Below are 21,721 nucleotides of genomic sequence, written 5' to 3'. Positions count from 1 at the left end.
ACGCGCGGAGCCGGTCCGGGCGAGGGAGCCTGCCGACAGGCAGCGGGCTGCGCGGCGGGCCGTACATCGTGACCAGCAGGTCGCCCGGGGGCAACCCGGCGTACGGCCCACTCCGTCGCCGGTGGCGGCCGACGGTGGGAGAGCAACCGGATGCCGATCGGTATCCGGTTGCCGCCCCACCGCCGCCCCGCCCGCGGAGGCGCCGGACCGGGCAGTCCGCCGAGATCAGACCGCCGGTGCCGGGAAGGTCGGGTACTCGACTCCGGAGACGTGCTGGACGACGCGGATGACCTGGCAGGAGTAGCCGAACTCGTTGTCGTACCACAGGTAGAGGATCGCGTTGTCGCCCTCGACCTTGGTGGCACCCGCGTCGACGATCGAGGCGTGGCGCGAGCCGATGAAGTCGCTCGAGACCGCATCGGGGGCGCTGATGAAGTCGATCTGGCGCCTGAGCGGCGAGGTCAGCGACACGTTGCGGAGGTAGTCGAGGACTTCCTCGCGGGTGGTCTCGCGCGCCAGCTGCAGGTTGAGGATCGCGATCGAGACATCCGGCACCGGAACGCGGATCGAGCTGCCGGTGATCTTCGCCTGGAGGTCGGGCAGCGCCTTGGCGACGGCGGACGCGGCACCGGTCTCGGTGATGACCATGTTGAGCGGCGCCGAGCGGCCGCGGCGGTCGGAGCTGTGGTAATTGTCCAGCAGGTTCTGGTCGTTGGTGAACGAGTGGACGGTCTCCACATGTCCGCGCAGGACGCCGTACTCGTCCTCCATCGCCTTCAGCGGCGGGACGATCGCGTTGGTGGTGCAGGACGCGCAGGACAGGATCTGCTCGTCCGGCTTGATCATGTCCTGGTTGACACCGTGGACGATGTTGGGGACGTCGCCCTTGCCCGGCGCGGTCAGGACGACCTTCGCGATGCCGGGGCGGAGGTGCTTCGACAGGCCCTCGCGGTCGCGCCACTTGCCGGTGTTGTCGACGAGGATGGCGTTCTTGATGCCGTACGCCGTGTAGTCGACCTCCGACGGGTCGCTGGCGTAGATCACCTTGATCTCGTTGCCGTTGGCGACGATCGTGCTGCTCGCCTCATCGACGGTGATCGTGCCCTGGAACTGGCCGTGGATGGAGTCGCGGCGCAGCAGCGAGGCGCGCTTGACGATGTCCTGGTCGCCGCCCTGGCGGACGACGATGGCGCGCAGCCGCAGGCCGTTGCCGGAGCCGGCCTTCTCGATGAGCAGGCGGGCGACGAGGCGGCCGATGCGGCCGAAGCCGTAGAGGACGACGTCGCGCGGCTCGCAGCGCTCGATCTTGTTGGCTCCCGTGGCCCCGGCGACGGCCCCGGCGGTGAACTCCTCCACCGAGAGGCCGCGGTCGTCGGCCTTGTACGTCGCGGCAAGCATGCCGATGTCGATCTGGGAAGGGCCGAGATCGAGCGTGGTGAGAGCCTGCAGGAACGGAAGCGTCTCGGTGACCGAGAGTTCCTCACCGGCGATCTGCCGGGCGAATCGGTGGGTCTTGAGGATGCTGACCACCGACTTGTTCACCAAGGAGCGGCTGTGAAGCAGGACCGTGACGTCCCGCTCCCGATGCAGCTTCCCGATGATCGGGATCATCGACTCCGTGATCTCCTCGCGGTTCTTCCAGTTGGTGAACGAGTCCTCGTTGACAGTCACAGGTTTATCTTTCGAGCTAGGCGGTGCTCATATGCTAACCGCCCGCCACTTCGATCATTCACCCGGTGTCACCTGAGCCGGATGCCGTGAGCGGGCCCCATGGCCACGTCAGGGGAGGGAATGGGCCGCTGTGCGGAGTATGGGCGATCGATTTACCCGGATGCGCCCTGACTTGCTCCCGGCGTGATCTTTGTCGGCCGCGGTGCCGACGTCATCGGCATCGACCGTCTTGGGACCTCTGCCGAGCCGGGGCGCCCACGCAGTGGTGACCAGCGGCCGGCGCGTGCGCCGCACGCCCGTCCGTCGCGGCGGCCAGTACATCCGAGGAGCATCGCCCGCACATACAGCACCCCGCGACCCTGCCCTGGACCCGAGGTGGCAGTGGCAACCCCCGCAAGAACCTCGACGCGCTCGATCCCGGATGCGTCGGGGTGACGATCAGTTGCCTTCGCTGCCCGTCGTGCCCCGGCACCCGGTGCAGGGTTCGCACGATCCAGGGAAGGGTTCGGACGCCCTCGATTCCGTACCAGGGACGCACCCGGTCCGCCCGCCGCGCTCCCGCAGCACAACGGCGCACCGAGAGAGTCGGCGGGGGAGCGGCCCGCCCGGTCGACGTGCGAAGGACTCCCGGGCGGGCCGCGCTCCCGCAGCACAACGGCGCACCGAGAGAGTCGGCGGGGGAGCGGCCCGCCCGGTCGACGTGCGAAGGACTCCCGGGCGGGCTACATCGTCCACGCTGCCCTGAACGCGTCCGCCCGCGCTGCCGACGGGCCGGTGCCTGAGCCGAACGAGGACGCAGAATGCAGCCGTCAGGCGCTGAGCGCCTGCCTGTGGGTGTCGATGGCCGCGGGCAGAACGCCCAGGTGATCATGGAGATCAGTGACCGCGCGGACGTTCCGGTCGGCGAGAAGCGCGTCGAAGCGGGCCATCCGGCCGGGGGCCCGGCAAACATCCCCGAACTGCAGCGCTTGCCGCCACTGAGCCGCGCCCTCGCGTCGCGGCGGCAATGATCGCGTTTTCCGGCGCGCCCATGGTCTCATGGGACACGAGGTTCGGTGGGGGTTGTCGACGGTAAGGGCTCCGAGGGGATCTTCGCTGGTGAAGGTGACAGCAGACATCGTGCGGGCCTCCACCAGTCACTGCGGCGGGGACCGTCTCGCCCGTCAGGCCGTGAGCGGAGCGGCCTCAGCCGGTGTGCCGACTGGTCGGCCCGGGACGGAAGGCTCCGGGGAGTTCCTTGCAGGCGGCCTTCCAGCTAACGCCGTTACCGGCTCAGTCACGACGCTCGCCCGCTCCCCTCACCATGGCGCTCGACGCCGTGCTCGATCACACCCGCGGCCTGTCCCGGGAGGCACCCGGATGCATGAGGCGGTTGAGCGCCGTGCGACCGCTGGTGGGCCATTGCACCGCCGACAAGGCCGCGGCACACGGTGATGGCCCCGTGACACATGATTCCTCCTCCCCTTCTCCCTTCCGGGAGCAGAGCACACGTGCCCCGGAGACCCGGACTCCGCTGCGTGCGTTCCTCAGGACCGAGTCCGGCAGCGCGGCGGTGCTGCTGGCCGCCACCGTGGCTGCACTGGTGTGGGCGAACGCGGCTCCCGGGGTGTACGCATCCTTCTGGGAGGTGCACCTGTCGGTGACCGTGGGATCGGCAGGGGTATCGCTGGACCTGCGCGAGTGGGTGAACAGCGGCCTGATGACGTTCTTCTTCTTCGTCATCGGGCTGGAGGCGCGCCGGGAGTTCGACATGGGCGAGCTCCGGGAGCGGCAGCGGGTCATGCTGCCCCTGGCCGCGGGGCTCGCCGGCATGCTCGTCCCCGTCGGGATCTACCTCGCGTTCAACTCGGGTGATGCCTCGGCCCACGGCTGGGGGGCGGCCATGTCCACGGACACCGCGTTCGCCCTGGGCATGCTGGCTATTCTGGGACGACGGTTCCCCGACGCGCTGCGCACGTTCATTCTCACGGTGACCGTCGTCGACGACCTGCTGGCTCTGGTGGTCATCGCCCTCGTCTACAGCGACCACATCACCGTGCCCGCCCTGCTGTCCGCCGTGACCCTGTTCGGCCTGATCCTGCTGGTCAGGGCGGCGGGCGTGCGCCACGGACTGACGTACCTGCTGATGGGGGCCGCGACCTGGGTCGCGCTGCTCAAGTCCGGTGTCGATCCGGTGGTCGTGGGTCTGGCCATGGGACTGCTGACCTACGCCTATCCGGCGGCGCGCAGCGACCTGGAACGCGCGAGCGATCTGTTCATCTCATTCCGCGAGCAGCCCACACCCGAACTGGAGCGCTCGGCACGCCAGGGGCTGGCGTCGGCGCTGTCGCTCAATGAGCGACTGCAACGGATGTACCACCCGTGGACGAGTTATGTGATCGTGCCGCTGTTCGCCCTCGCCAATGCCGGCATCACCATCGACGCGGGACTGCTGTCGCGGGCGGCAACGTCCCCGGTCACTCTGGGCATCCTGTTCGGCTATCTCGTCGGCAAGCCGGTGGGCATTACCGGTGCCTCCTGGCTGCTTGCCCGGCTGAGCCGCAATCGGCTGAGGCCGCCGGTCGGTTGGGGCGCCCTCGCCGGGGGCGGCACGATCGCCGGGGTCGGGTTCACCGTTGCCCTGCTGATCTCCACGCTCGCCTTCGACGGAGACCGGCTCGAAGAGGCGAAGGTGGGCATCCTGGGCGCGGTGGCCTGTTCCTTCCTCGCAACCTGCGCCGTGGCGATGGCGATCAGGCTCCTGCCGCCGCAGCGGCGAGCACGAGTACTGCTCGGCACAGCCGAGAGAGTGATCGATCTCGCGGTCCCGGTCGACCCCGAACGTGACCACGTCCGGGGCCCGATGACCGCTCCGGTGACACTGGTCGAGTACGCCGATTTCGAATGCCCCTACTGCGGCCAGGCCGAACCCGTGGTCCGTGACCTGCTCGCCGACTTCGGCGATCTGCGCTACGTGTGGCGGCACCTGCCGCTCACCGATGTCCATCCCGGCGCGCAACTCGCCGCCGAGGCTGCCGAGGCCGCGGCGGATCAGGGGGCCTTCTGGCAGATGCACGACCTTCTCCTGGGGCACCAAGGCGCGCTCCGGGCGCCCGACCTGATGCGCTACGCGGACGAACTGGGCTTGGACGCCGAGCGCTTCCATCGCAGTCTGCGCACTCACGCGGGGGCCGACCGGGTCGCCGAGGACAGGGAATCGGCCGATCTGAGCGGGGTGACAGGAACCCCCACCTTCTTCATCAACGGCCTGCTGCACCGCGGCGCCTACGACATCGACGCGCTGTCCGCCGCGGTGCGAACAGCCCGGGCGCGTGCAGGACTGACGCGGTGATCCGCCGGATGCAGTCGGTGACAGGGCCGGCCGAGGCCTCCGGAGACGTGGGACTGCGGGTGATCGGGGCCCGTCGACGCCCCACGGTGTGGTTCTCCGCCGGTGCGGGTCGCGCAGGGAGTCCTGCATCACGCGCAAGGCCGGGTTGCCGTCATTCCTCAGGGTGGACGATGCTGCACACAGCGTGCTCGGACGGCCCGATCGCCCACCCATCGCCGGTCCGGGAGTGACTGAGTGGCTCCGGACCGGCTTCCTGTCAGTCGGGGGTGAGCACCGCTGCGCCGTTCACGCGGTCCGCGGCCAGGTCGGCCAGTGCTTGATCAGCCCGGTTCAGGGGATAGCGGCTGACGGTGACCTGGATACCGATGCGTTCGGCGAGTTCGAGAAAGTCGCGGCCGTCCGCGCGGGTGTTGGAGGTGACGCTCCGCAGATTCCGCTCCTGGAAGAGATGCCGCTGGTAGTTCAGCGCGGGAATGTCGGAGAGATGGATACCGGCGATCGCGAGGGTGCCCGACCGGTCGAGTCCCTCCAGGGCCACCGGCACCAGATCACCCACCGGAGCGAACAGGATCGCCGAGTCGAGGGGCTCCGGTGGGCTGTCGTAGGCGCCGCCGACCGATGAAACACCCAGGGACAGAGCGAGTTCACGCGCCTGCGCGGAACGCGTCATCACATGGACGGTGGCGCCGTCGGCCAGAGCCACCTGAGCGGCCAGATGGGCCGACGCGCCGAAACCGTAGATTCCGAGCCTGCCGCCCTTCGGCAACGCACTGCGGCGCAGCGACCGGTAGCCGATGATTCCCGCGCACAGGAGAGGGGCGAGCAGGGCCGCGTCCTGGGACTCGGGGAGCCGGTAGGCGAACGCCTCGGGAACAAGGACCAGGTCGGCGAAGCCGCCGTCGGCATCCCACCCCGTGTACGTGGACCGGGGGCACAGGTTCTCCCGTCCGGAGCGGCAGTAGCGGCAGGACCCACAGGTACGGCGCAACCAGGCACCGCCGACCCGGTCGCCCACACGGAACACGTCGGTCGCCTCGCCGGCCGCTGCCACCCGGCCGACGATCTCGTGCCCGGGAATCGTCGACGGACGGTGGGGGGTGAGGTCCCCTTCGGCGAGATGCAGGTCCGTGCGGCAGACACCGCAGGCTTCCACCCGCAGCAGGAGTTCGTCCGGGGCGGGCGCGCCCACTTGGCGGTGTCTGCGTACCAGGGGGCCGGCACCGATCGGTCCGGGTGTCCCGACGGCCCAGCCGCTGAGCATCTGTGAATGGGGGAGCCCCATGCCTCCAGCCTGCGGCCGCTGGGCGGGTCCGGCAAACCGGCCGGTTTCCGCATGTGCTTCGGGAACCGCAGATCGGGGCGCCTGCTGCGTCGGCGGGAGTGGAAGGCCCGCCAGGTCCTCGTCCGGGGACCATCCGGCCCATGCGCGCCGAGCTCCTGCCGAGTCAGCCTGACAGTGCCCCGTACCGGACCTGAGAGGAAGAAGGGCGATGTCATGAAGGCACTCGTCTTCCAGGGCCCCAGCCGGACCTCGTGGCGGGATGTACCGGATCCTGGCATCAAGGACGCCGCGGACGCGATCGTCCGCGTCGACACGGTCACTATCTGCGGCACCGATCTGCACATCGTCAAGGGCGATGTGCCCGAGGTGGTTCCGGGCCGGGTGCTCGGGCACGAAGCGGTGGGCACCGTGGTCGAGACCGGCGGCGATGTCAGCACGGTGTGCCCCGGTGACCGCGTGCTGATCTCGTGCATCTCCGCCTGCGGGCGGTGCCGGTTCTGCCGCGGCGGGCAGTACGGCCAGTGCCGTGGGGGCGGTGGTTGGGTGCTGGGCCACACGATCGACGGCACCCAGGCCGAATACGTGCGGGTGCCGTTCGCCGACCTGTCCGTGCATCCACTGCCGGGCGCCGTCGACAGCGACGACGCGGTCCTGTTGGCCGACATCTTCCCGACCTCGTACGAGGTCGGGGTGCTGAACGGCAACGTGCGGCCCGGCGACACGGTCGTCGTGGTCGGTGCGGGGCCGATCGGTCTGGCGGCCGTCATCACCGCGCGTCTGTACAGCCCCGGCCGCATCATCGCGGTGGACCTCGCGGAGTCCCGGCTGACCACCGCGCGCGCACTCGGTGCGGACGCGACCGTGAGCGCGAGCGAGGAACCCGAGCGTCTCGTCGAGGACCTCACCGATGGACTCGGTGCCGATGTCGTCATGGAGGCCGTCGGCGTACCGGCGACATTCGAGATGTGCACCCGAATGGTCCGCCCCGGTGGCCGGGTCGCGAACATCGGGGTCCACGGCAAGCCTGCGGTCCTTCACCTCGAAGACCTCTGGATCAAGGACGTCACGATCACCACCGGGCTGGTGGACACCCACTCGACGCCGATGCTGCTGGGCATGATGGCCGCAGGGCGCCTTCCGTCGGCTTCGCTGGTCACCCACCGTTTCGAGCTGGGCCAGATGGAGGAGGCGTACGACATCTTCTCCCGCGCCGCCGAAACCGGAGCCCTCAAGGTGACGCTGGGCGGCCCGCAGCACAACGCCGTCTCCGTCCCCGACCTGCTGTGACCCGAAGGACGTGAGGACCATGAGCGAGGGCACGCCTGCATCCGCCTCCACCGAGTCTCCGACCGGCCGCAGCGACCTCGGTCGGCGGGTGGCAGCGCGCCGTCAGGAACTCGGTCTCACCCGTGAGGAGGTGGCCGAACGCTGCGGCGCCGCTCCTTCGTACATTGCCTATGTGGAGGATCGGGCCGCCGTACCGGCCGTCAGCGTTCTGGTGCGCCTCGCGGATGCGTTGCAAACGACCGTGGCCGAGCTGACCGGTATGACGGTGGAACGTCCGCCGGGCAGGGCAGCGGCACTGCCGGGCGCCGAACTCATCGCGCTCAGTGACACCGAGTGCCTTCGACTGCTGTCGACGCACGGTGTGGGCAGGATCGCGATCGTCACCGCGGACGGGCCGGCCATCTTCCCGGTCAACTACGTGCTGGAGGGCAACGAGATCGCGTTCCGGACCACCGGCGATGGACTTCTGGCCGCGTCCGCGGGAACCGAGGTGGCCTTCGAGGCCGATCACATCGACGACGTGATGAGCCAGGGCTGGAGTGTGCTGGTGGTGGGCGATGCATCAGGTGTCACGGCTGCCCAGGCCATCCAGCGACTGGACCATGTTGCCCGCTCCCTTCCCTGGGCGGGTGGCCCCCGCACCCACTGGATGGTGGTCACCCCCACCCGTATCACCGGGCGTCGCGTGGTGCAGAAGTGAGAAAGCTGCCTGCCGTCGCCGGCACGCCGATCGCGCCGCAAACGGTGTGCAGCGGGCTGGAGTTCGCGCAGGCAGCGACCGCCCGGTGCCGGGGCGCGCAGGCGGAATCTGCGGACCGGCCAGGACCAGGACATGACCCCAGGACTCAGAGCCGCACCGCTCTCACCACCCTTCCCACTCGGCGCCCGGTCCGGGAACGTTCTACGGTTCGATCGTCAGAACCTCGTCCAAGGGGCGGCGTGGTGTGCGGGGGCCCGTCGGCCCGTAACCCATGCGGATGATCATCTGTGGGTGTCCCGTGCCGAAGACGGGGTCGCGGAGGATCCACCGCAGGTCCGGCCATTCGAGGGGCTGCGTCGCGAACGAGGTGGACACCTCGTTCAGCGTGGCCGTGAGCAGAACACGTTCCAGGGCCTGACCGGCGCGCAACCAGTCCACGGGGCGGTCTCCCGCGGTGCTCAGAACGGCCAGCTGCGGCTGCTTCTCGAACAGCACGCGTGCGCGCCCCGCCAGGACATCGGTGCCCGCGAAGTCGCGGACCGTCGCCCTTCCGGACGCGTCGGAGGGGCCGAATGCGTAGTCCGGGATCCCGTCGACGGACGCCTCCGCCTTCGTGTCCCGGGTCCAGTAGCGCTGCTCCGCCTCCCGTCCGGGGTCCCTCCGGTCGTACCCCTCGGCATCCCGGATCAGTTCCAGCACGGTCTCCAGGTGCGTCGGGGTCAGGAACGAGAAGTTCGCTCCTTCGGCACGGGCCGCTTCGGTGAAGAGCACGCGGACGTCCTCGGGTACTGGCCGGTCCTCGAACGGGTACCGGCTGGTGTGCCGCTCCCGCATCGCGCGGTGGAGCCCGACGAGCGCAGCCTCCTCGGGATTCCGAGGGGCATCCTTCAGCTGGACGCTCGCCAGCAGCGCCGGGTCCGAGGGGACGGGCAGCAGCGTGGTTTTCAGGGCGAGGCCCCGGTGAGCTGCGGACACCCGCAGGTTCAGGAGGGCCGCGCCGCATCCCACATGCAGTCCGCGGGTGGCGGGGTCGGCCTCCGTCATGGCACGGCCGAAATCCGCCCGAAGAGTAAGAGTGCGACGGGAACGTCCGTAATGGAACTGCCAGGGCTGGGCATTGTGCATGGACGGAGCTGTGATGGCATCGGAGACGAGGCCGGCCACCGTCGTGTCGTCGGGCGTCTGCGCGAGCATCGGGGGCCTCCCGGAAGCGGACATCGGGCGGAGCGTCTTCAGGATGGAGTGGGCGTCCTCCCCAGGGATATGGGCCATTCGTCCCTCGGTCGGGCCGGACGGACTCCTCGGCGGGGCCGTTCAGGACGCGTCGGCCGGAAGGTTTCCGTACCAGGACGTGTTCCCTCGGGTGCGCTCCACCGGATGCCGCGTGGTGTTCGGCCGTTACCGTGGACATATGGCCCGCCCGTGACGCGCGGGCCACGGCGGAGGCACCGTGGGCGACAAGGGCACTGACCGCAACGGCGAGGAACGCCGTCGGCTGGGCACACTCCCCGAGGACCTCCAGGAACGCCTCGATCTTTCGAAGCGCGGACCTGCCGAGGCGGCGCTGCTGCTGGACGCCGTCATGTCGGTGGGAAGGGGGCTCGATCTGCCGCAGGTGCTGCGCCGGATCGTCGAAGCCGCGGTCGTCGTGGTCGATGCCGAGTACGGAGCCCTCGGGGTGCTCGGCGAGGGAACCCGCCTTGCACAGTTCCTGCCCGTGGGCATCACGGACGAACAGAGAGAAGCCATCGGCTCGCTGCCCGAGGGGCACGGCATCCTCGGCGAGCTGATCCGCCACCCCGTGCCCCTGAGGCTCACTGAACTCGCCGACCACCGGTCGTCCCACGGGTTCCCGCCGAACCATCCCCCCATGCACTCGTTTCTGGGGGTGCCCATCCGGGTCCGCGACGAGGTGTTCGGCAACCTGTACCTGACCGAGAAACGGGGTGGCCGCGCCTTCGACGCCGAGGACGAGACGGTGCTCTCCACCCTCGCTGTGGCAGCCGGGGTCGCCATCGAGAACGCACGCCTGTATTCGCAGACGCGTGACCGGCAGCGTTGGCAGGAGGCCAACAGCGAGATCGTCGAGGGTCTGCTGAGCGGGGTGGACGAGGCGTACGTCCTGCAGATGATCGTCGACCATGCCTCGCGTATCCTCTCCGCCGACCTGGGTGTTCTGGCGCTCCCCGAGGGGGAGGGCGCCCTGCGGGTGGCGATAGCCTCCGGCGTGGACGCCGACACACACCGTGGACTGGTCCTGCCACGCGAAGGTTCGTTCGTCGGCTCAGCTCTCCACGCCGGCGAGCCGATCATCAGCCTCGACGTCGAGTGTGATCCGAGGATCACCGCTGGGCCCCCGCGATGGGCAGGGCTCGGTCCGGCCGTCGCGGTGCCGATGAAGACGGGGGGACGCGTCCTGGGGGTGCTGCTGCTGGCCCGTGTACGGGAGCGTCCCGCATTCACCGAGTGGGAGACCGCGCCCCTGCTGACCTTCGCCGGGCAGGCGGCGCTGGCGATGGAACTCACGGAACGGCGCGAGTCCGCCGAGCAGATCGCCCTGCTGGAGGACCGGGACCGGATTGCCCGGGACCTGCACGACCTCGCCATTCAGCGGCTGTTCGCCACCGGTATGACCCTCCAGAGCGTGGTGCGGTTCGTGGACCATCCCCGGGCCAGTGAACGACTGCTGCGTGCCGTGGACGATCTCGACGAGACCATCAAGATCATCCGGTCCACCATCTTCGGCCTCCGCGCACGCGAATCGGGCCGTGCCGAACAAGGTCTGCGCGTCCGCACGCTGACCGCGGTGGAGCAGGCCGCACGTGCCCTGGGCTTCCAGCCGTCCCTCCGCATGGGAGGGCTCATCGACACAGATGTGCCGGCTGAGACCGCGGACCAGGTGATCGCGGTGCTCGGCGAAGCGCTCAGCAATGTCGCACGCCATGCCCGGGCGACCTCGGCGGACGTCTCGATGGTGGTCGGTGAGGGAGCGCTGACGTTGGTCGTGTCCGACAACGGAGTGGGCATGCCGGAACACGACAGCTCACACAGTGGGCTGGACAACCTCGCGCAGCGCGCCAGGAACCTCGGCGGTGACATGACGGTCGAGCCATCGGCGGAGGGCGGCACCCGGGTGAGGTGGCGCGTGCCGCTGCGACTGACATGATCCGTGGACCGCGCGGCAGGCCGCAGCTTCGGCGTCAGTACTCGCGACCGCTCGCCGAGGGCGGCGAGGAGGGCACCGGTCTGTGCGCGGCGATCACGGCTGCCTGAATACGGCGCTCCACGCCGAGCTTCGCCAGGAGCCGGGAAATGTGGTTCTTGACCGTTTTCTCGGACAGATAGAGGCGTTTGCCGATCTGACTATTGGTCAGTCCCTCACCGATCAGAGCAAGTACGTCCTTCTCCCGTGGAGACAGTGCGGAGAGCGCATCCTCGGCCTCGGCCTCGGCGCCGGAACCCTCTCCGCGCAGACTGTTCATCAACCGTGCGGTGGTCGCCGGATCGAGGGTGGAGCGCCCGGAAGCCAGCGTGCGGACGGCTGTGACGAGGTCGGACCCCTTGATCTCCTTGAGCACGTAGCCTGCTGCGCCCGCCATGATGGCGTCGAGCAGCGCTTCGTCGTCATCGAACGAGGTGAGCATCAGGCAGGCCAGTTCCGGCATCCGCGAACGCAGTTCGCGACAGACGCTGATCCCGTCGCCGTCGGGGAGCCGCACATCGAGGATCGCGACATCCGGGCGCAGTGCCGGGCCACGGGCCAGCGCATGATCGGCCGTACCGGCATCGCCGACGACCTCGATGTCGGGTTCCGCGTCGAGCAGATCCTGCACCCCGCGCCTGACCACCTCGTGGTCGTCGAGCAGGAACACCCGGATCGGATTCTGCGCGGAGAACGCGGCTTCGCCGCTCATGGCGCCCACCTCGCTTCTGCAGGGCTCTCCACCGGCCCCATGTTCATCGTGGCCCGCACACCGACGGTGCACCAGAGCCGATCGGCCCCCGCACCACCCGGGCCGTTCAGTCCTCGGCGATGTCGGCCTGGGGACCGTACAGCTGGAGCAACCTCTTCCGCGTTCCGTACAACCGCTCCGCCACTGTCTCGGCCACGTACTTGTACACCGCCCGGCCCAGCACCGCATCGGCCGCGCACAGCGCGCGGACGGTAGCGGCGTCGAACTCCAGGGCCTGACCCGCGTGGACCACGTGCGCGCCCATGTGCCACACATGCGGGGAGCAGAGCCAGGACCAGCCCAGCAGGTCGTCCTGGCCCAGGGTCTCGACGACCGCCGGGCGGCGGCCGGGCACATGGAGGTCGACCTCGACCCGGCCGGAGCGGATGATCCAGAAACGATCGGCCCGCCTGCCCTCCTCGAAGACGCGTGAGTCGAGGACCAGCGGCACCTCGTGTGCCGCCGTGTCGAGAAGGCGCTGCCGGCTCTCGGGCGGGAGCGAGTCGAGCAGACTGTGCGTCGACATGGGGTCCTCCGTCCCTGGCGGGCCATGGCGGCTCCGCGCGTGACAGCCCGGCCGCGTGCCCCACCGTCCGGTGTGAACGATAGGCGGGGCTCCGGGGGGAGGCTCGGTCATCGGACACCCCCGGGGTCTGCCGCACCCGAACCCGCTGAACGGCATCAGCCCGTTGACCGGCATTCCACGTGATTTTCACGGTGATCCGCTCACCGACCCGCCCGCTTGGGCCGTACGGGGGCGGTCCGGGACCGATCGGCCCATGGGCTCTGATCTCCCGCCGCAGGATTGTGGAGGACGCGCCTGGGCACATACCCGGTGAGCGCCAGGAGGTGGTGGCAGTGAGCCGCATCAGAATTGTCCGTCGCCCACCGCCTCCCTCGGGGCCTCCGCCCCTCGATCTGCGAACTCCGTCCGGGCGGCCTCTGCCCTACTGAGTTCCACGACGCGCCCGTGTCCCGGAATCGTGATGCCATGAAAGGAAGCCCTGGCGAAGGGACCGCCCCGTTCATGGCAGCCGTACCGTCTCCTGCCCCGTGCCTGCATTCCGTGCGGGCCGTGGTCTTCGACACCGACGGAGTGATCACCGACTCCGCCCGGAGCCACGCCGCGGCCTGGAAGAAGGCATTCGACGCCTGTCTGTCGGAGCGGGAAGGGCAGCGGCCCTTCGATCCGGTCGACGACTATCTCCGCCACGTCGACGGCCGTTCACGGCACGACGGTGCGGCGGCCTTCCTCGCGTCGCGAGGGCTGGACCTTCCCGACGGCAGCCCGGACGACCCGCCCGGCACGGCGACGGTGTGGGCGGTGGCCGCACGCAAGGAGGAGCTGTTCACGGAAACGCTGCGCACCCACCGGGTCGATGTCTGGCCCGGCACGGTTCGCCTCCTTCACGCACTGCGCAGTGAGCGGACGCCCTGTGCTGCCGTGTCCGCCTCCTGCCACGCGACGGAACTCCTGTCGCGGGCCGGCCTCATCGGGCAGTTCGGTGCCGTGGTCGACGGAAACGAGGCACGGCGGCTGGGGCTCGCGGGGAAACCGGATCCCGCGCTCTTCGTCGAAGCGGCGCGGCGCCTCGGGGTTCCCGTATCGGACACCGCTGTGGTGGAGGACTCCCTGGCCGGTGTCGAGGCCGGCCACCGCGGCGGATTCGGACTTGTGGTCGGCGTGGACAGGGCAGGCGGTCCCGGCAAGGCCGCGGACCTGCGACGCCGTGGCGCCGACATCGTGGTGTCCGATCCCGGTGAACTACTGATCGGCAACGACTGATGGCGGGGGCCTGGGAGTGGCTGTACGAGGGGTACGAGCCGGAGGCGGAGCGGCTGCGCGAGGCGCTGTGCACACTCGGCAACGGGTACTTCGCCACCCGTGGAGCCGCATCCGAGACCACCACCAGCAGGTCCCACTACCCGGGCACCTACGTCGCGGGTTGCTACGACCGGCTGACCTCATCGGTCCGGGGCCGACAGGTGGAGAACGCCGACCTGGTCAACCTGCCGAACTGGCTGCCGCTGCGCTACCGCATCCGCCCCGCCGGCACAGGCCCCGGACCATGGCTGTCACCGGACCACGAACACCTCGCGGAACACCGACAGACGCTCGATCTGCGCCGCGGCACGCTGACCCGCCGGTCCGTCTACCAGGACGAGGCAGGCCGTCGCCTGTATGTCGAGCAGTGCCGTCTGGTGCACATGGGAAACCCGCATCTCGCCGCCCTGCACACGGCTTTCACTGCGGCCGGGTGGGTGGGGGCGGTCGAGGTGGAGGCGGCGATCGACGGCGACATCCGGAACGCCGGTGTCGCGCGGTACCGGGATCTGTCGGACTGTCATCTGACCGGCTGGTCGACCGGAACGGAACAGGACGACGTGGTGTGGCTCGGATGTCGCACCGCGGAGTCGGACATCGGCCTCGCGCTGGCCTCCCGCATCGTGGCCACGTCCGGCGGTCCCGGGCGGCAGCAGCCCGATGAGTCCGGGCGGCGTCCCCGTCCTCGGCAGACCCCACGGAAGGTCTTCCAGACACTGGTGCTGCCGCTGGATCCGGAATGCGACGCCGTCGTGGACAAGACGGTGGCGCTGTACACGTCGCGTGACCCGGCGATCGGCAGCCCGCTACGGGCTGCCGTGGCCGGGGTGCGAACGGCCCCGGAGTTCACAGAGCTGCTGGCCTCGCACCATCGGGCGTGGGCCGGCCTGTGGCAGCGGACCCGGATCGAGGTCCCGGGCGAAGCGGGCAGGATTCTGCGACTTCACCTCTTCCACGTGCTGCAGACGCTGTCCCCGCACACGGCAGAGCTCGATGTGGGCGTACCGGCGAGAGGACTGCACGGAGAGGCATACCGGGGTCATGTCTTCTGGGACGAGCTCTTCGTGCTGAGGTTCCTGAGTCTGCATTTCCCTGAGGTTTCCCGGGGACTTCTGGACTACCGCCACCGGAGGCTGACCGCGGCCTGCCGCGCGGCACAACAGGTGGGACGGGCCGGGGCCATGTACCCGTGGCAGAGTGCCGACGACGGCCGGGAGGAGACCCAGGAAATCCATCTCAATCCCCGTTCGGGGCGCTGGCTGCCCGACCATTCACGTCTGCAGCACCACGTCGGTTCGGCTGTCGCCTACAACGTGTGGCAGTACTGCCAGGCCACCGCGGACACGGATTACCTGCATTCCAAGGGCGCGGAGATGCTGCTGCAGATCGCCCGGTTCTGGGCGGACAGCGCCGCATGGGACGCGTCGTTGGCCCGGTACCGCATCCGCGGTGTGGTCGGCCCCGACGAGTACCACGACGCCTATCCGGGAGCCGGGACTGCGGGCATAGACGACAACACGTACACGAACGTGACGGCGGCCTGGGTGCTGGCACGGGCCACGGAGCTGTACGGCGACCTGCCCGACCATCGGAGGAAGCTCCTGCTGGAGCGCATCCGCCTCGCCCCCGCGGAGCTGGAGCGTTGGGAGGACGTGTCCCGTCGGCTGCATGTGCCGTATCACCGTGGTGTCATCAGCCAGTTCGCCGGATACGGAGAACTGGGCGAACTCGACTGGGCCGCTTACCGGAAGCGCTACGGCGACATCCGGCGGCTCGACCGCATCCTTGAGGCGGAGGGCGACACGGTCAACCGCTACCAGGCATCCAAACAGGCCGATGTGCTGATGCTCGGCTACCTGTTCTCACCGGGAGAACTCGGTGGCCTGTTCCAGCGCCTCGGACATGCGCTGGACGACGACACCTGGCGCGCCACCGTCGACTACTACCTCGCGCGGACGAGCCATGGTTCCACCCTCAGCTCCCTGGTTCATGCCTGGGTGCTGGCACGGGCGCACCGCGAGGAGGCGTGGGCGTACGGCAAGGAGGCACTCACCGGTGACGTGATCGACATCCAGGGCGGCACCACGGCGGAAGGCATCCATCTGGGGGCGATGGCCGGCACTCTCGATTTCGTGCAGAGCGGAATGACCGGGCTGGAGACGCGTGACGACGCACTCTGGCTCTCCCCGGCCCCGCTTCCCCAGCTCTCGCAATTCGGGGTACGCATCGGATTCCGCGGGCACGAGGTGGACCTGGATATACGGGCGCAGCGGCTCCGGATCGCGATATCGGACTCGCACCACCCCGCCCTCCGGCTGGTCCTGGGCGGCCACACCCACATGATCGTCCCTGGCACGGTGCGATGGCTCGATCTGCCGTCGGGCCGACGCCCCGCCCGCCGTCACAGGAAGGGCCGCCAGGACTGAGACCCCACCATCGGCGGCCCCCTCCGGGCCGGAGCCGGGTGGGTGACATCACGGACGGCGATCACGCCGCGTGTCATGACATCACCGACGATGTGCGGGTCGCGTGGCATGACGTCTCCTGGGCCGGGGCCGCTGATTCGACAGCTCACGGGTTCATCCGACCAAAGGTTCGAACAAGGGCCGTCCGGTCTCCGACGGGACCCGACGGCCCACGTCCGCACCGTCCCGCCGCGGCATCGCGGACAGGCGACGGCGGCATGAGGTGGCCTCCGGCGTGCCGATTTCGGTGCGATCGAGCGCGAAAGCCGGGACGACGGTGGGCATCCGCCGAGGTTCACCGGCAGGTAGGGGGCCGGACGGCCCCCGCAGGGGCCCGTTGGCCCCAAGCGGGAGTGTGCCCTGCCGGGCGAAATTGAAGACGGACATCGATGGTGGCGGTGGCGCCCCGGGGCGCCGGAAGTGGAGCACGCGATGTCAGGAACGCAGATGGAGCGGAGGCACGGCCCCTTCCGATCTCATGGACTGGTTCGGCGTCGGCTTCCCCCGGTCCCGTGCGTGGCGGCCGATCGTCGAGGTTCACCCGTGAAGACTTCCGCACTCTTCCGGGGGGCCGGACCAGAGCTCATCTCCCGGGCGCCGAACCCACCGCTGAGTGCGGGGACGGCGACGGCACGGGCGGAGGCGTGACATGTTCCAGGCCGACTCGCCCGGATCCGAGCCCACGTGGCCCAGGAAGCGGCACGGAAGCCGCATACGACGACCGTTCGAGCGCCACCGGAACCCACTGCAGCGGACTGCCGACCGTGTCCGCAGCCGCTGGCTCGCCGCTTCCGTGGTGTGTGCGCTGGTGGCAGTGTTCTGCGGCGTCGCTGTCGGAATCAAAGTCTGGGACGCCGACAGCATGACCGCGCAGCACGAGGCCCGACACCGCCACCAGGTGACGGCGACAACGGTCAGCAAGGCCGAAGGCCAACTCCCCGCCCGGTTCGCGGGGGCTTCGGAAGCAACGGCTCGGGCCTTTTGGGAGTATCCCGCCTCCGTACCACATACGGACACCATCGCGGTCACCCCGAACACACCAGTGGGCCGGACGGTCACGCTGTGGGTGGACGACTCGGGCAGGATTTCGGCTGCCCCGCATTCCCGTGGAGATCGCGTCATGCAGGCCGCCGCAGCCGGGGCCTGTGCCATGGGCGTGGTCGCCCTGTCCGCCGGATTGGTTGTCCGCCTCAGGCTCCGCCGCGTCGAGACGCGCAGCCTCGCCCGCTGGGACCAGGAGTGGGAGCGCGTCGAGCCGCGCTGGTCCGGCCGGCTGCGCCGGGACTCGGGGGCCGATGACGACTGACGGCTCCACCGGGGCCAGGACCACCGCCTCTGCTCCGATGCCGAGCAGGGACCCGCTGGAGCCGCTTCCACCGCTGCGCCGCGAACTCGGCACCGGCCCGCGCGGCCTCTCTGCGCAAGAGGCGGCTCGCCGCCGGGGTGATCCGACGCCACGCATCCAGGTCGGCGAAGGGCAGGAGATGCCGCTCCTCACCGGTGGGCGATGACGGCGACGGGCGCACGGGAATGATGAAGGACGGCGTGGGCGACGGGCCCGATGTGCGCGCCCACGGAGGACCGACGGATGCGACGCCCTACGACGACGAGACCCGCCTCGGCTCCGGTCTTCACAAGCTGCTCCGCCGTGTGGCCGACTGTCGCCCGTGCGACCACGTCGACGGACGGGAACATGTCGCGCCAAGGCTGCAGTCTCTCGTCCAGGCCGACGGTCATGCTGTCGGCCAGCTGCTCATGGAGGCTCGCATCGTACGCCGCGCCGTACCCGGCGAGGGGCGGAAGCGTCCAGGTCAACAGCGCATGCAGAGTGCATCGCCGACGTGATGCCTCCTCGAAGGCGAAGTCCAGGAGTGCGTCGCACGGTCGGCCGATATCAATGCCGACCACGATGTCCCGGTCCGTGTGAAGGCCTTCGGCGTGTGGCAGGGCGTCCTCGTGCGCACGTACCAGAATCACGGGTCGCTCGGTCAAGGGGATGGCGCCCATCCCGACCGAACCGAGGACGAACCCGGTCAGTGTGCCGAGCCCCCGGGAGCCGAGAACGAGCATGTCCGCCGAGGCCGCTGCGGTCGCGAGCGAGACTGCCGGCCGGCCGTCGACCGACCGGGCCCGGACCTCCAGTCGATCATGAAGGCGGCGAAGTTCGTCCACTGCGTCACGCAGGAGCGCATCGGCCCACTCACGGCCGGCGGCAGTGCCGGTGGCCGGAACACCGAGGGGGGACGACCAATCCGCGACATGGACAAGATGCAGCGGTGCGTCCCGCAGAAGCGCCTCGCGTGCGGCCCAGTGAACCGCTGCGGTACTTTCCGTCGACCCGTCCAGACCGACGACGATGCTGTGGTTCATGGCGACTCGTCTCCTACGGATGCGGACACGCGGACGCGGGGACGCGGGGTTCGTCGCAGCGCGTGCCGGGTGGATCGCCGGATGTACGAGAGTTCACGACAGGGGGCGGCCTCCTGCCCCGCCGGCGGCGGCAGGGGAAAGTCTGCCGGGGCCGTTTCGGGCGAGTGGCCCGCCCGGCCGACGACACCTGGTGGCCGTGAGGTGGCTCGTGCGGTCCTTGCACGGTGCGCTCCTGGGAACCGCGCCGAACGCACAGGCCATCAGCTCACGTAGGTTCCGATGTCTCACTGAGTTCCTTCCTGTGTTCTCATCTGGCCGTCCGACAGGTCGTCCTGCTCGTAGTCGAGCCGATCGATCACATCCACGACGCCGTCGACGCTCTGGCACATCCGCAGGATCACGGGAACGAGGCTGCTCCGGGGCACGGTGCCGCTGAGGGTGACCAGACCGTCGGCTACTTCTACGGTCAAAGCAGACGGGCTGAGCCCGAGTGCGCAGGTCAGCACATCCTCAAGAATCTCCTCCTGGATCGCGCGATCCCTTCGCAGGAATAATTGGAGGAGGTCGCTGCGGGCGACTATCCCGATCAGCCTGTCCTCGGTGTCGACGACCGGGAGCCTCTTCACTCTGTGCTCCTCCATCACACGAGCGGCACGGACCGCACTCCAGTCGGGGCGGGCGGTGATGGCAGGGCTGGACATGAGATCGACCGCGGTGGGCGTACCACTTCCGGCGTTGCGGCGACGGAGCAGATCGGCCTCGGAGACGACGCCCACGGGATGCCTGTCGTCATCCAGTACGGGCACGGCCGTGATACCGAACTCGTCCAGAAGTCTGGTGATCTCTTTGAAACCCGTGCCGCGCTGGACGCTGACGGCCGTGGGCGTCATCAGATCCGCGACACTGCGATTCCTCATCGGCGATCACCTTCGCGGGGGATTGTCGACGTTCACCCGAACCGCGACGTCCACGACTCCGGGGGCGGCGCCGGCCAGGGGCGCGTCGTGCGTCACCGTTACCGCCGGCGCGGTCATGAGCTGTCCGGCCGTATCGGAGCGCGGCACGTCCACCCCCTGCGCTCTGGGCAGCAGGTCCGCCCCGGAGATCACACCGGCGACCCACCCGTCGTCCGCTACGACCGGCAGCGCGCTGATACGCCACTGCCGCATGGACTCCACGATGTTCTGGGACGCCGCTCCGCGGTCGACCGACACCACAGTGTGGGTGATGTCGTTGACGGTGCGCAGGTGCTGCATGATTCCTCCCGGCGAGGGGTTGGCAACTGGTCGCGGGGGAGCGTGCATAAGGTCGGTATAGCTCGATCGTGTGATGGTCGGCTCGTGGGCTTGTGGTGCTCTGGGGTGGCCGGGGTAACGTCGCCGTGCGATCTGGGACGCCGGGTGCGGTGCCAGTGTGCGGGGCCCCTGCTCCACCGGAGTGATGGTTCAGGGCCTCCCCGTCGCCTCTGGCCGCACCCACTTGGCCAGGTCGCTAGGGGAACTGGCCTCCCGGGATCGGACCACGCACGGGATGCGTGTCGCTGCCTCGGGGTTGAGTACGCCGGGGACCAGTGCGCCCAAGACCGTTCGGGGCGTGCCAGTGCGCGGACTCACTCCCGCTCACTGCTCAGGAACGGTGTCGATACTCCGAGCGTGGGCACCGGCATGCGCAGGGGGTAGGGCCTTCCGGGGTTCGCCGGGGGCTGTTCGGCCCTCGGGCGCATGCGCGGGAAATCACGAGCAGCGGGGGAGGGCCCTTTCCGCGTCCTGCGCGAAGGGCAGGTGTCGAACTGGCGTGCGGCTCGGGTCCGGGCGCGGGGGCCCGCGGGTATCCGGTGGGCGCGGTGCGGCCCACCCAGCACCGTCGCAGCGCTCCGGCCCCGGCCCCGCGGCGCGTAATCCGCTGATCTTGCCCTGCCACCCCCACCGGTCGAGCTGTGGGGGCGATTCGCGGGTCACCACATGGGGTGGGCAGTCCGCTCCGGAGGACGGAGCCGGCCGTCCTCGAGGCGGGTGGTGAGATGGGACATCACCGCGACCACCCCGTCGAGCTGCTCGGTGAGACGTATCAGGACGGGTATCTCGCTCTGCCTCTCAAGTTCGCCTTCGAGGGTGACGACGCCGTCCACCACGTGGACGGCGACCACATCGGCTCTCAGCCCCATGGTGTCGACGAGCACGTCCTCGACGACACGGCGTCGTATTTCCGCGTCGGGTCGCAGAAACAGTCCCAGCAGATCGCGGCGGGTGACGATGCCGATGAGCCGACCCTCCTCGTCCACGACCGGGAGGCGCTCCACGCCGCGGCGCTTCATCAGACGGGCGGCGCCGGTCACGGTCTCGTCGGCGAGGACGGTCACCGCCGGCGACGACATCACCTCTCCCGCGGTGGTGGCCGTCGGCCGGCCCGCGCCCTCGGGAGAGGTGCCGGTCGCCGGCCCGGTGCCCGTCTGTCTGACCAGTAGGTCGCTCTCGGAGATGACACCGACCACCCGGTCTTCGCTGTCGAGCACGGGGAGTCCGCTGATGTTGTGCTGTGCGAGCAACTTCGCGACATCCTTGAAGGAGTTGGCGGAGACGACCGAAACGACCTCGTCGGTCATCAGGTCTCCCACCGTGATGTGCTTCATGGAGGCAACCCCCTGCCTATTCTCAGAGATTCACCGGGGTGTGGCGCCCGTTCTCGTCCCGAACTCAGGATCTGCTGGACCGCGACACCGCAAGCAGGGCCGAACGGGCCTCACCCGGGGACGTTCGGGTACGCCATGGTGCGGGAGAAGCGCACGGGGCGGAGGAGCCGACAGGGACCTTCGGCCCCCGCGGGGTGCTGAGCGGCCC

Annotated in this window: 17 protein-coding genes; 8 read left to right on the top strand and 9 right to left on the bottom strand. The window is 69.5% G+C overall.

What is annotated here, in order from left to right; genetic code table 11:
• Positions 1-225 precede the first annotated feature (225 nt).
• Positions 226-1,671: a glyceraldehyde-3-phosphate dehydrogenase gene (locus tag OG395_RS10730; protein WP_327242685.1), complete on the bottom strand. Its 1,446-nt coding sequence runs from the start codon at positions 1,669-1,671 to the stop codon at positions 226-228.
• A gap of 800 nt (positions 1,672-2,471) precedes the next feature.
• On the opposite strand from OG395_RS10730, the gene OG395_RS10725 reads away from it, so the two are divergent.
• Together OG395_RS10725 and nhaA are read left to right on the top strand one after the other, a co-directional pair.
• Complete coding sequence (locus tag OG395_RS10725; RefSeq protein WP_327242684.1) at positions 2,472-2,681, top strand: hypothetical protein; 210 nt, start codon at positions 2,472-2,474, stop codon at positions 2,679-2,681.
• A 431-nt stretch (positions 2,682-3,112) separates the two neighbouring features.
• Positions 3,113-5,002, top strand: coding sequence for a Na+/H+ antiporter NhaA (nhaA, locus tag OG395_RS10720; RefSeq protein WP_327242683.1), 1,890 nt, complete (start codon positions 3,113-3,115; stop codon positions 5,000-5,002).
• A 256-nt stretch (positions 5,003-5,258) separates the two neighbouring features.
• Here nhaA and OG395_RS10715 read toward each other — a convergent pair whose 3' ends face one another.
• The gene (locus tag OG395_RS10715; protein WP_327242682.1) at positions 5,259-6,284 is read right to left on the bottom strand and encodes a zinc-binding alcohol dehydrogenase family protein; all 1,026 of its coding nucleotides are present in this window, start codon (positions 6,282-6,284) and stop codon (positions 5,259-5,261) included.
• Between the two features lie 213 nt (positions 6,285-6,497).
• Between OG395_RS10715 and OG395_RS10710 the strand changes: the two genes are divergently transcribed.
• Positions 6,498-7,571: a zinc-dependent alcohol dehydrogenase family protein gene (locus OG395_RS10710; RefSeq protein ID WP_327242681.1), complete on the top strand. Its 1,074-nt coding sequence runs from the start codon at positions 6,498-6,500 to the stop codon at positions 7,569-7,571.
• Between the two features lie 19 nt (positions 7,572-7,590).
• Positions 7,591-8,271: a helix-turn-helix domain-containing protein gene (locus OG395_RS10705; protein ID WP_327242680.1), complete on the top strand. Its 681-nt coding sequence runs from the start codon at positions 7,591-7,593 to the stop codon at positions 8,269-8,271.
• A gap of 201 nt (positions 8,272-8,472) precedes the next feature.
• Here OG395_RS10705 and OG395_RS10700 read toward each other — a convergent pair whose 3' ends face one another.
• The gene (locus tag OG395_RS10700; protein WP_327242679.1) at positions 8,473-9,465 is read right to left on the bottom strand and encodes an Acg family FMN-binding oxidoreductase; all 993 of its coding nucleotides are present in this window, start codon (positions 9,463-9,465) and stop codon (positions 8,473-8,475) included.
• A 256-nt stretch (positions 9,466-9,721) separates the two neighbouring features.
• Here OG395_RS10700 and OG395_RS10695 point away from each other — a divergent pair, with 256 nt between their 5' ends.
• Positions 9,722-11,437 carry a sensor histidine kinase gene (locus OG395_RS10695; RefSeq protein WP_327242678.1) on the top strand — a complete coding sequence of 572 codons (1,716 nt, stop codon included), beginning with the start codon at positions 9,722-9,724 and terminating at the stop codon, positions 11,435-11,437.
• Positions 11,438-11,471: 34 nt separating this feature from the next.
• Here the strand turns inward: OG395_RS10695 and OG395_RS10690 are convergent, their stop codons facing one another.
• Both OG395_RS10690 and OG395_RS10685 read right to left on the bottom strand, forming a co-directional pair.
• On the bottom strand, positions 11,472-12,185 hold the full coding sequence (locus tag OG395_RS10690; protein ID WP_327242677.1) for a response regulator transcription factor: 714 nt from the start codon (positions 12,183-12,185) through the stop codon (positions 11,472-11,474).
• Positions 12,186-12,291: 106 nt separating this feature from the next.
• The gene (locus tag OG395_RS10685; protein ID WP_327242676.1) at positions 12,292-12,750 is read right to left on the bottom strand and encodes a cyclic nucleotide-binding domain-containing protein; all 459 of its coding nucleotides are present in this window, start codon (positions 12,748-12,750) and stop codon (positions 12,292-12,294) included.
• A gap of 501 nt (positions 12,751-13,251) precedes the next feature.
• Between OG395_RS10685 and OG395_RS10680 the strand changes: the two genes are divergently transcribed.
• From OG395_RS10680 to OG395_RS10670, 3 genes are all read left to right on the top strand, one after another.
• On the top strand, positions 13,252-14,010 hold the full coding sequence (locus OG395_RS10680; RefSeq protein WP_327242675.1) for an HAD family hydrolase: 759 nt from the start codon (positions 13,252-13,254) through the stop codon (positions 14,008-14,010).
• Entirely contained in the window at positions 14,010-16,475 is a 2,466-nt protein-coding gene (locus OG395_RS10675; RefSeq protein ID WP_327242674.1) for a glycoside hydrolase family 65 protein, read from the top strand. The genes OG395_RS10680 and OG395_RS10675 overlap by 1 nt, the downstream gene beginning before the upstream one ends.
• A gap of 688 nt (positions 16,476-17,163) precedes the next feature.
• A complete protein-coding gene (locus tag OG395_RS10670; protein WP_442818539.1) occupies positions 17,164-17,820 on the top strand; it encodes an Rv1733c family protein in 657 nt (218 codons plus the stop codon).
• A 188-nt stretch (positions 17,821-18,008) separates the two neighbouring features.
• On the opposite strand, the gene OG395_RS10665 is transcribed toward OG395_RS10670, so the two are convergent.
• The 4 genes from OG395_RS10665 to OG395_RS10650 form a co-directional block, all read right to left on the bottom strand.
• Positions 18,009-18,884 carry a universal stress protein gene (locus tag OG395_RS10665; protein WP_327242672.1) on the bottom strand — a complete coding sequence of 292 codons (876 nt, stop codon included), beginning with the start codon at positions 18,882-18,884 and terminating at the stop codon, positions 18,009-18,011.
• 284 nt (positions 18,885-19,168) lie between these two features.
• On the bottom strand, positions 19,169-19,801 hold the full coding sequence (locus OG395_RS10660; RefSeq protein ID WP_327242671.1) for a CBS domain-containing protein: 633 nt from the start codon (positions 19,799-19,801) through the stop codon (positions 19,169-19,171).
• A gap of 6 nt (positions 19,802-19,807) precedes the next feature.
• Positions 19,808-20,140, bottom strand: a complete 333-nt coding sequence (locus OG395_RS10655) for a CBS domain-containing protein (RefSeq protein WP_327242670.1) — start codon at positions 20,138-20,140, stop codon at positions 19,808-19,810.
• A gap of 698 nt (positions 20,141-20,838) precedes the next feature.
• The gene (locus OG395_RS10650; protein ID WP_327242669.1) at positions 20,839-21,513 is read right to left on the bottom strand and encodes a CBS domain-containing protein; all 675 of its coding nucleotides are present in this window, start codon (positions 21,511-21,513) and stop codon (positions 20,839-20,841) included.
• Positions 21,514-21,721 lie beyond the last annotated feature (208 nt).

Origin of the sequence: Streptomyces sp. NBC_01320 (assembly GCF_035974375.1) — a bacterium.
In the GTDB taxonomy this organism is placed as follows: domain Bacteria; phylum Actinomycetota; class Actinomycetes; order Streptomycetales; family Streptomycetaceae; genus Streptomyces; species Streptomyces yanii.
The sequence above is the reverse complement of the archived record's forward strand: the minus strand, read 5'-3'. Positions and strand labels throughout refer to the sequence as shown.

Coding starts and splice junctions, on each gene's coding strand:
- OG395_RS10710 (WP_327242681.1), top strand. CDS start 6,498: ATGAAGGCACTCGTCTTCCAGGGCCCCAGCCGGACCTCGTGGCGGGAT.
- OG395_RS10660 (WP_327242671.1), bottom strand. CDS start 19,801: ATGAGGAATCGCAGTGTCGCGGATCTGATGACGCCCACGGCCGTCAGC.
- OG395_RS10700 (WP_327242679.1), bottom strand. CDS start 9,465: ATGCTCGCGCAGACGCCCGACGACACGACGGTGGCCGGCCTCGTCTCC.
- OG395_RS10680 (WP_327242675.1), top strand. CDS start 13,252: ATGGCAGCCGTACCGTCTCCTGCCCCGTGCCTGCATTCCGTGCGGGCC.
- OG395_RS10675 (WP_327242674.1), top strand. CDS start 14,010: ATGGCGGGGGCCTGGGAGTGGCTGTACGAGGGGTACGAGCCGGAGGCG.
- OG395_RS10665 (WP_327242672.1), bottom strand. CDS start 18,884: ATGAACCACAGCATCGTCGTCGGTCTGGACGGGTCGACGGAAAGTACC.
- OG395_RS10685 (WP_327242676.1), bottom strand. CDS start 12,750: ATGTCGACGCACAGTCTGCTCGACTCGCTCCCGCCCGAGAGCCGGCAG.
- OG395_RS10690 (WP_327242677.1), bottom strand. CDS start 12,185: ATGAGCGGCGAAGCCGCGTTCTCCGCGCAGAATCCGATCCGGGTGTTC.
- OG395_RS10705 (WP_327242680.1), top strand. CDS start 7,591: ATGAGCGAGGGCACGCCTGCATCCGCCTCCACCGAGTCTCCGACCGGC.
- OG395_RS10725 (WP_327242684.1), top strand. CDS start 2,472: ATGCAGCCGTCAGGCGCTGAGCGCCTGCCTGTGGGTGTCGATGGCCGC.
- OG395_RS10655 (WP_327242670.1), bottom strand. CDS start 20,140: ATGCAGCACCTGCGCACCGTCAACGACATCACCCACACTGTGGTGTCG.
- OG395_RS10715 (WP_327242682.1), bottom strand. CDS start 6,284: ATGGGGCTCCCCCATTCACAGATGCTCAGCGGCTGGGCCGTCGGGACA.
- OG395_RS10650 (WP_327242669.1), bottom strand. CDS start 21,513: ATGAAGCACATCACGGTGGGAGACCTGATGACCGACGAGGTCGTTTCG.
- OG395_RS10670 (WP_442818539.1), top strand. CDS start 17,164: ATGTTCCAGGCCGACTCGCCCGGATCCGAGCCCACGTGGCCCAGGAAG.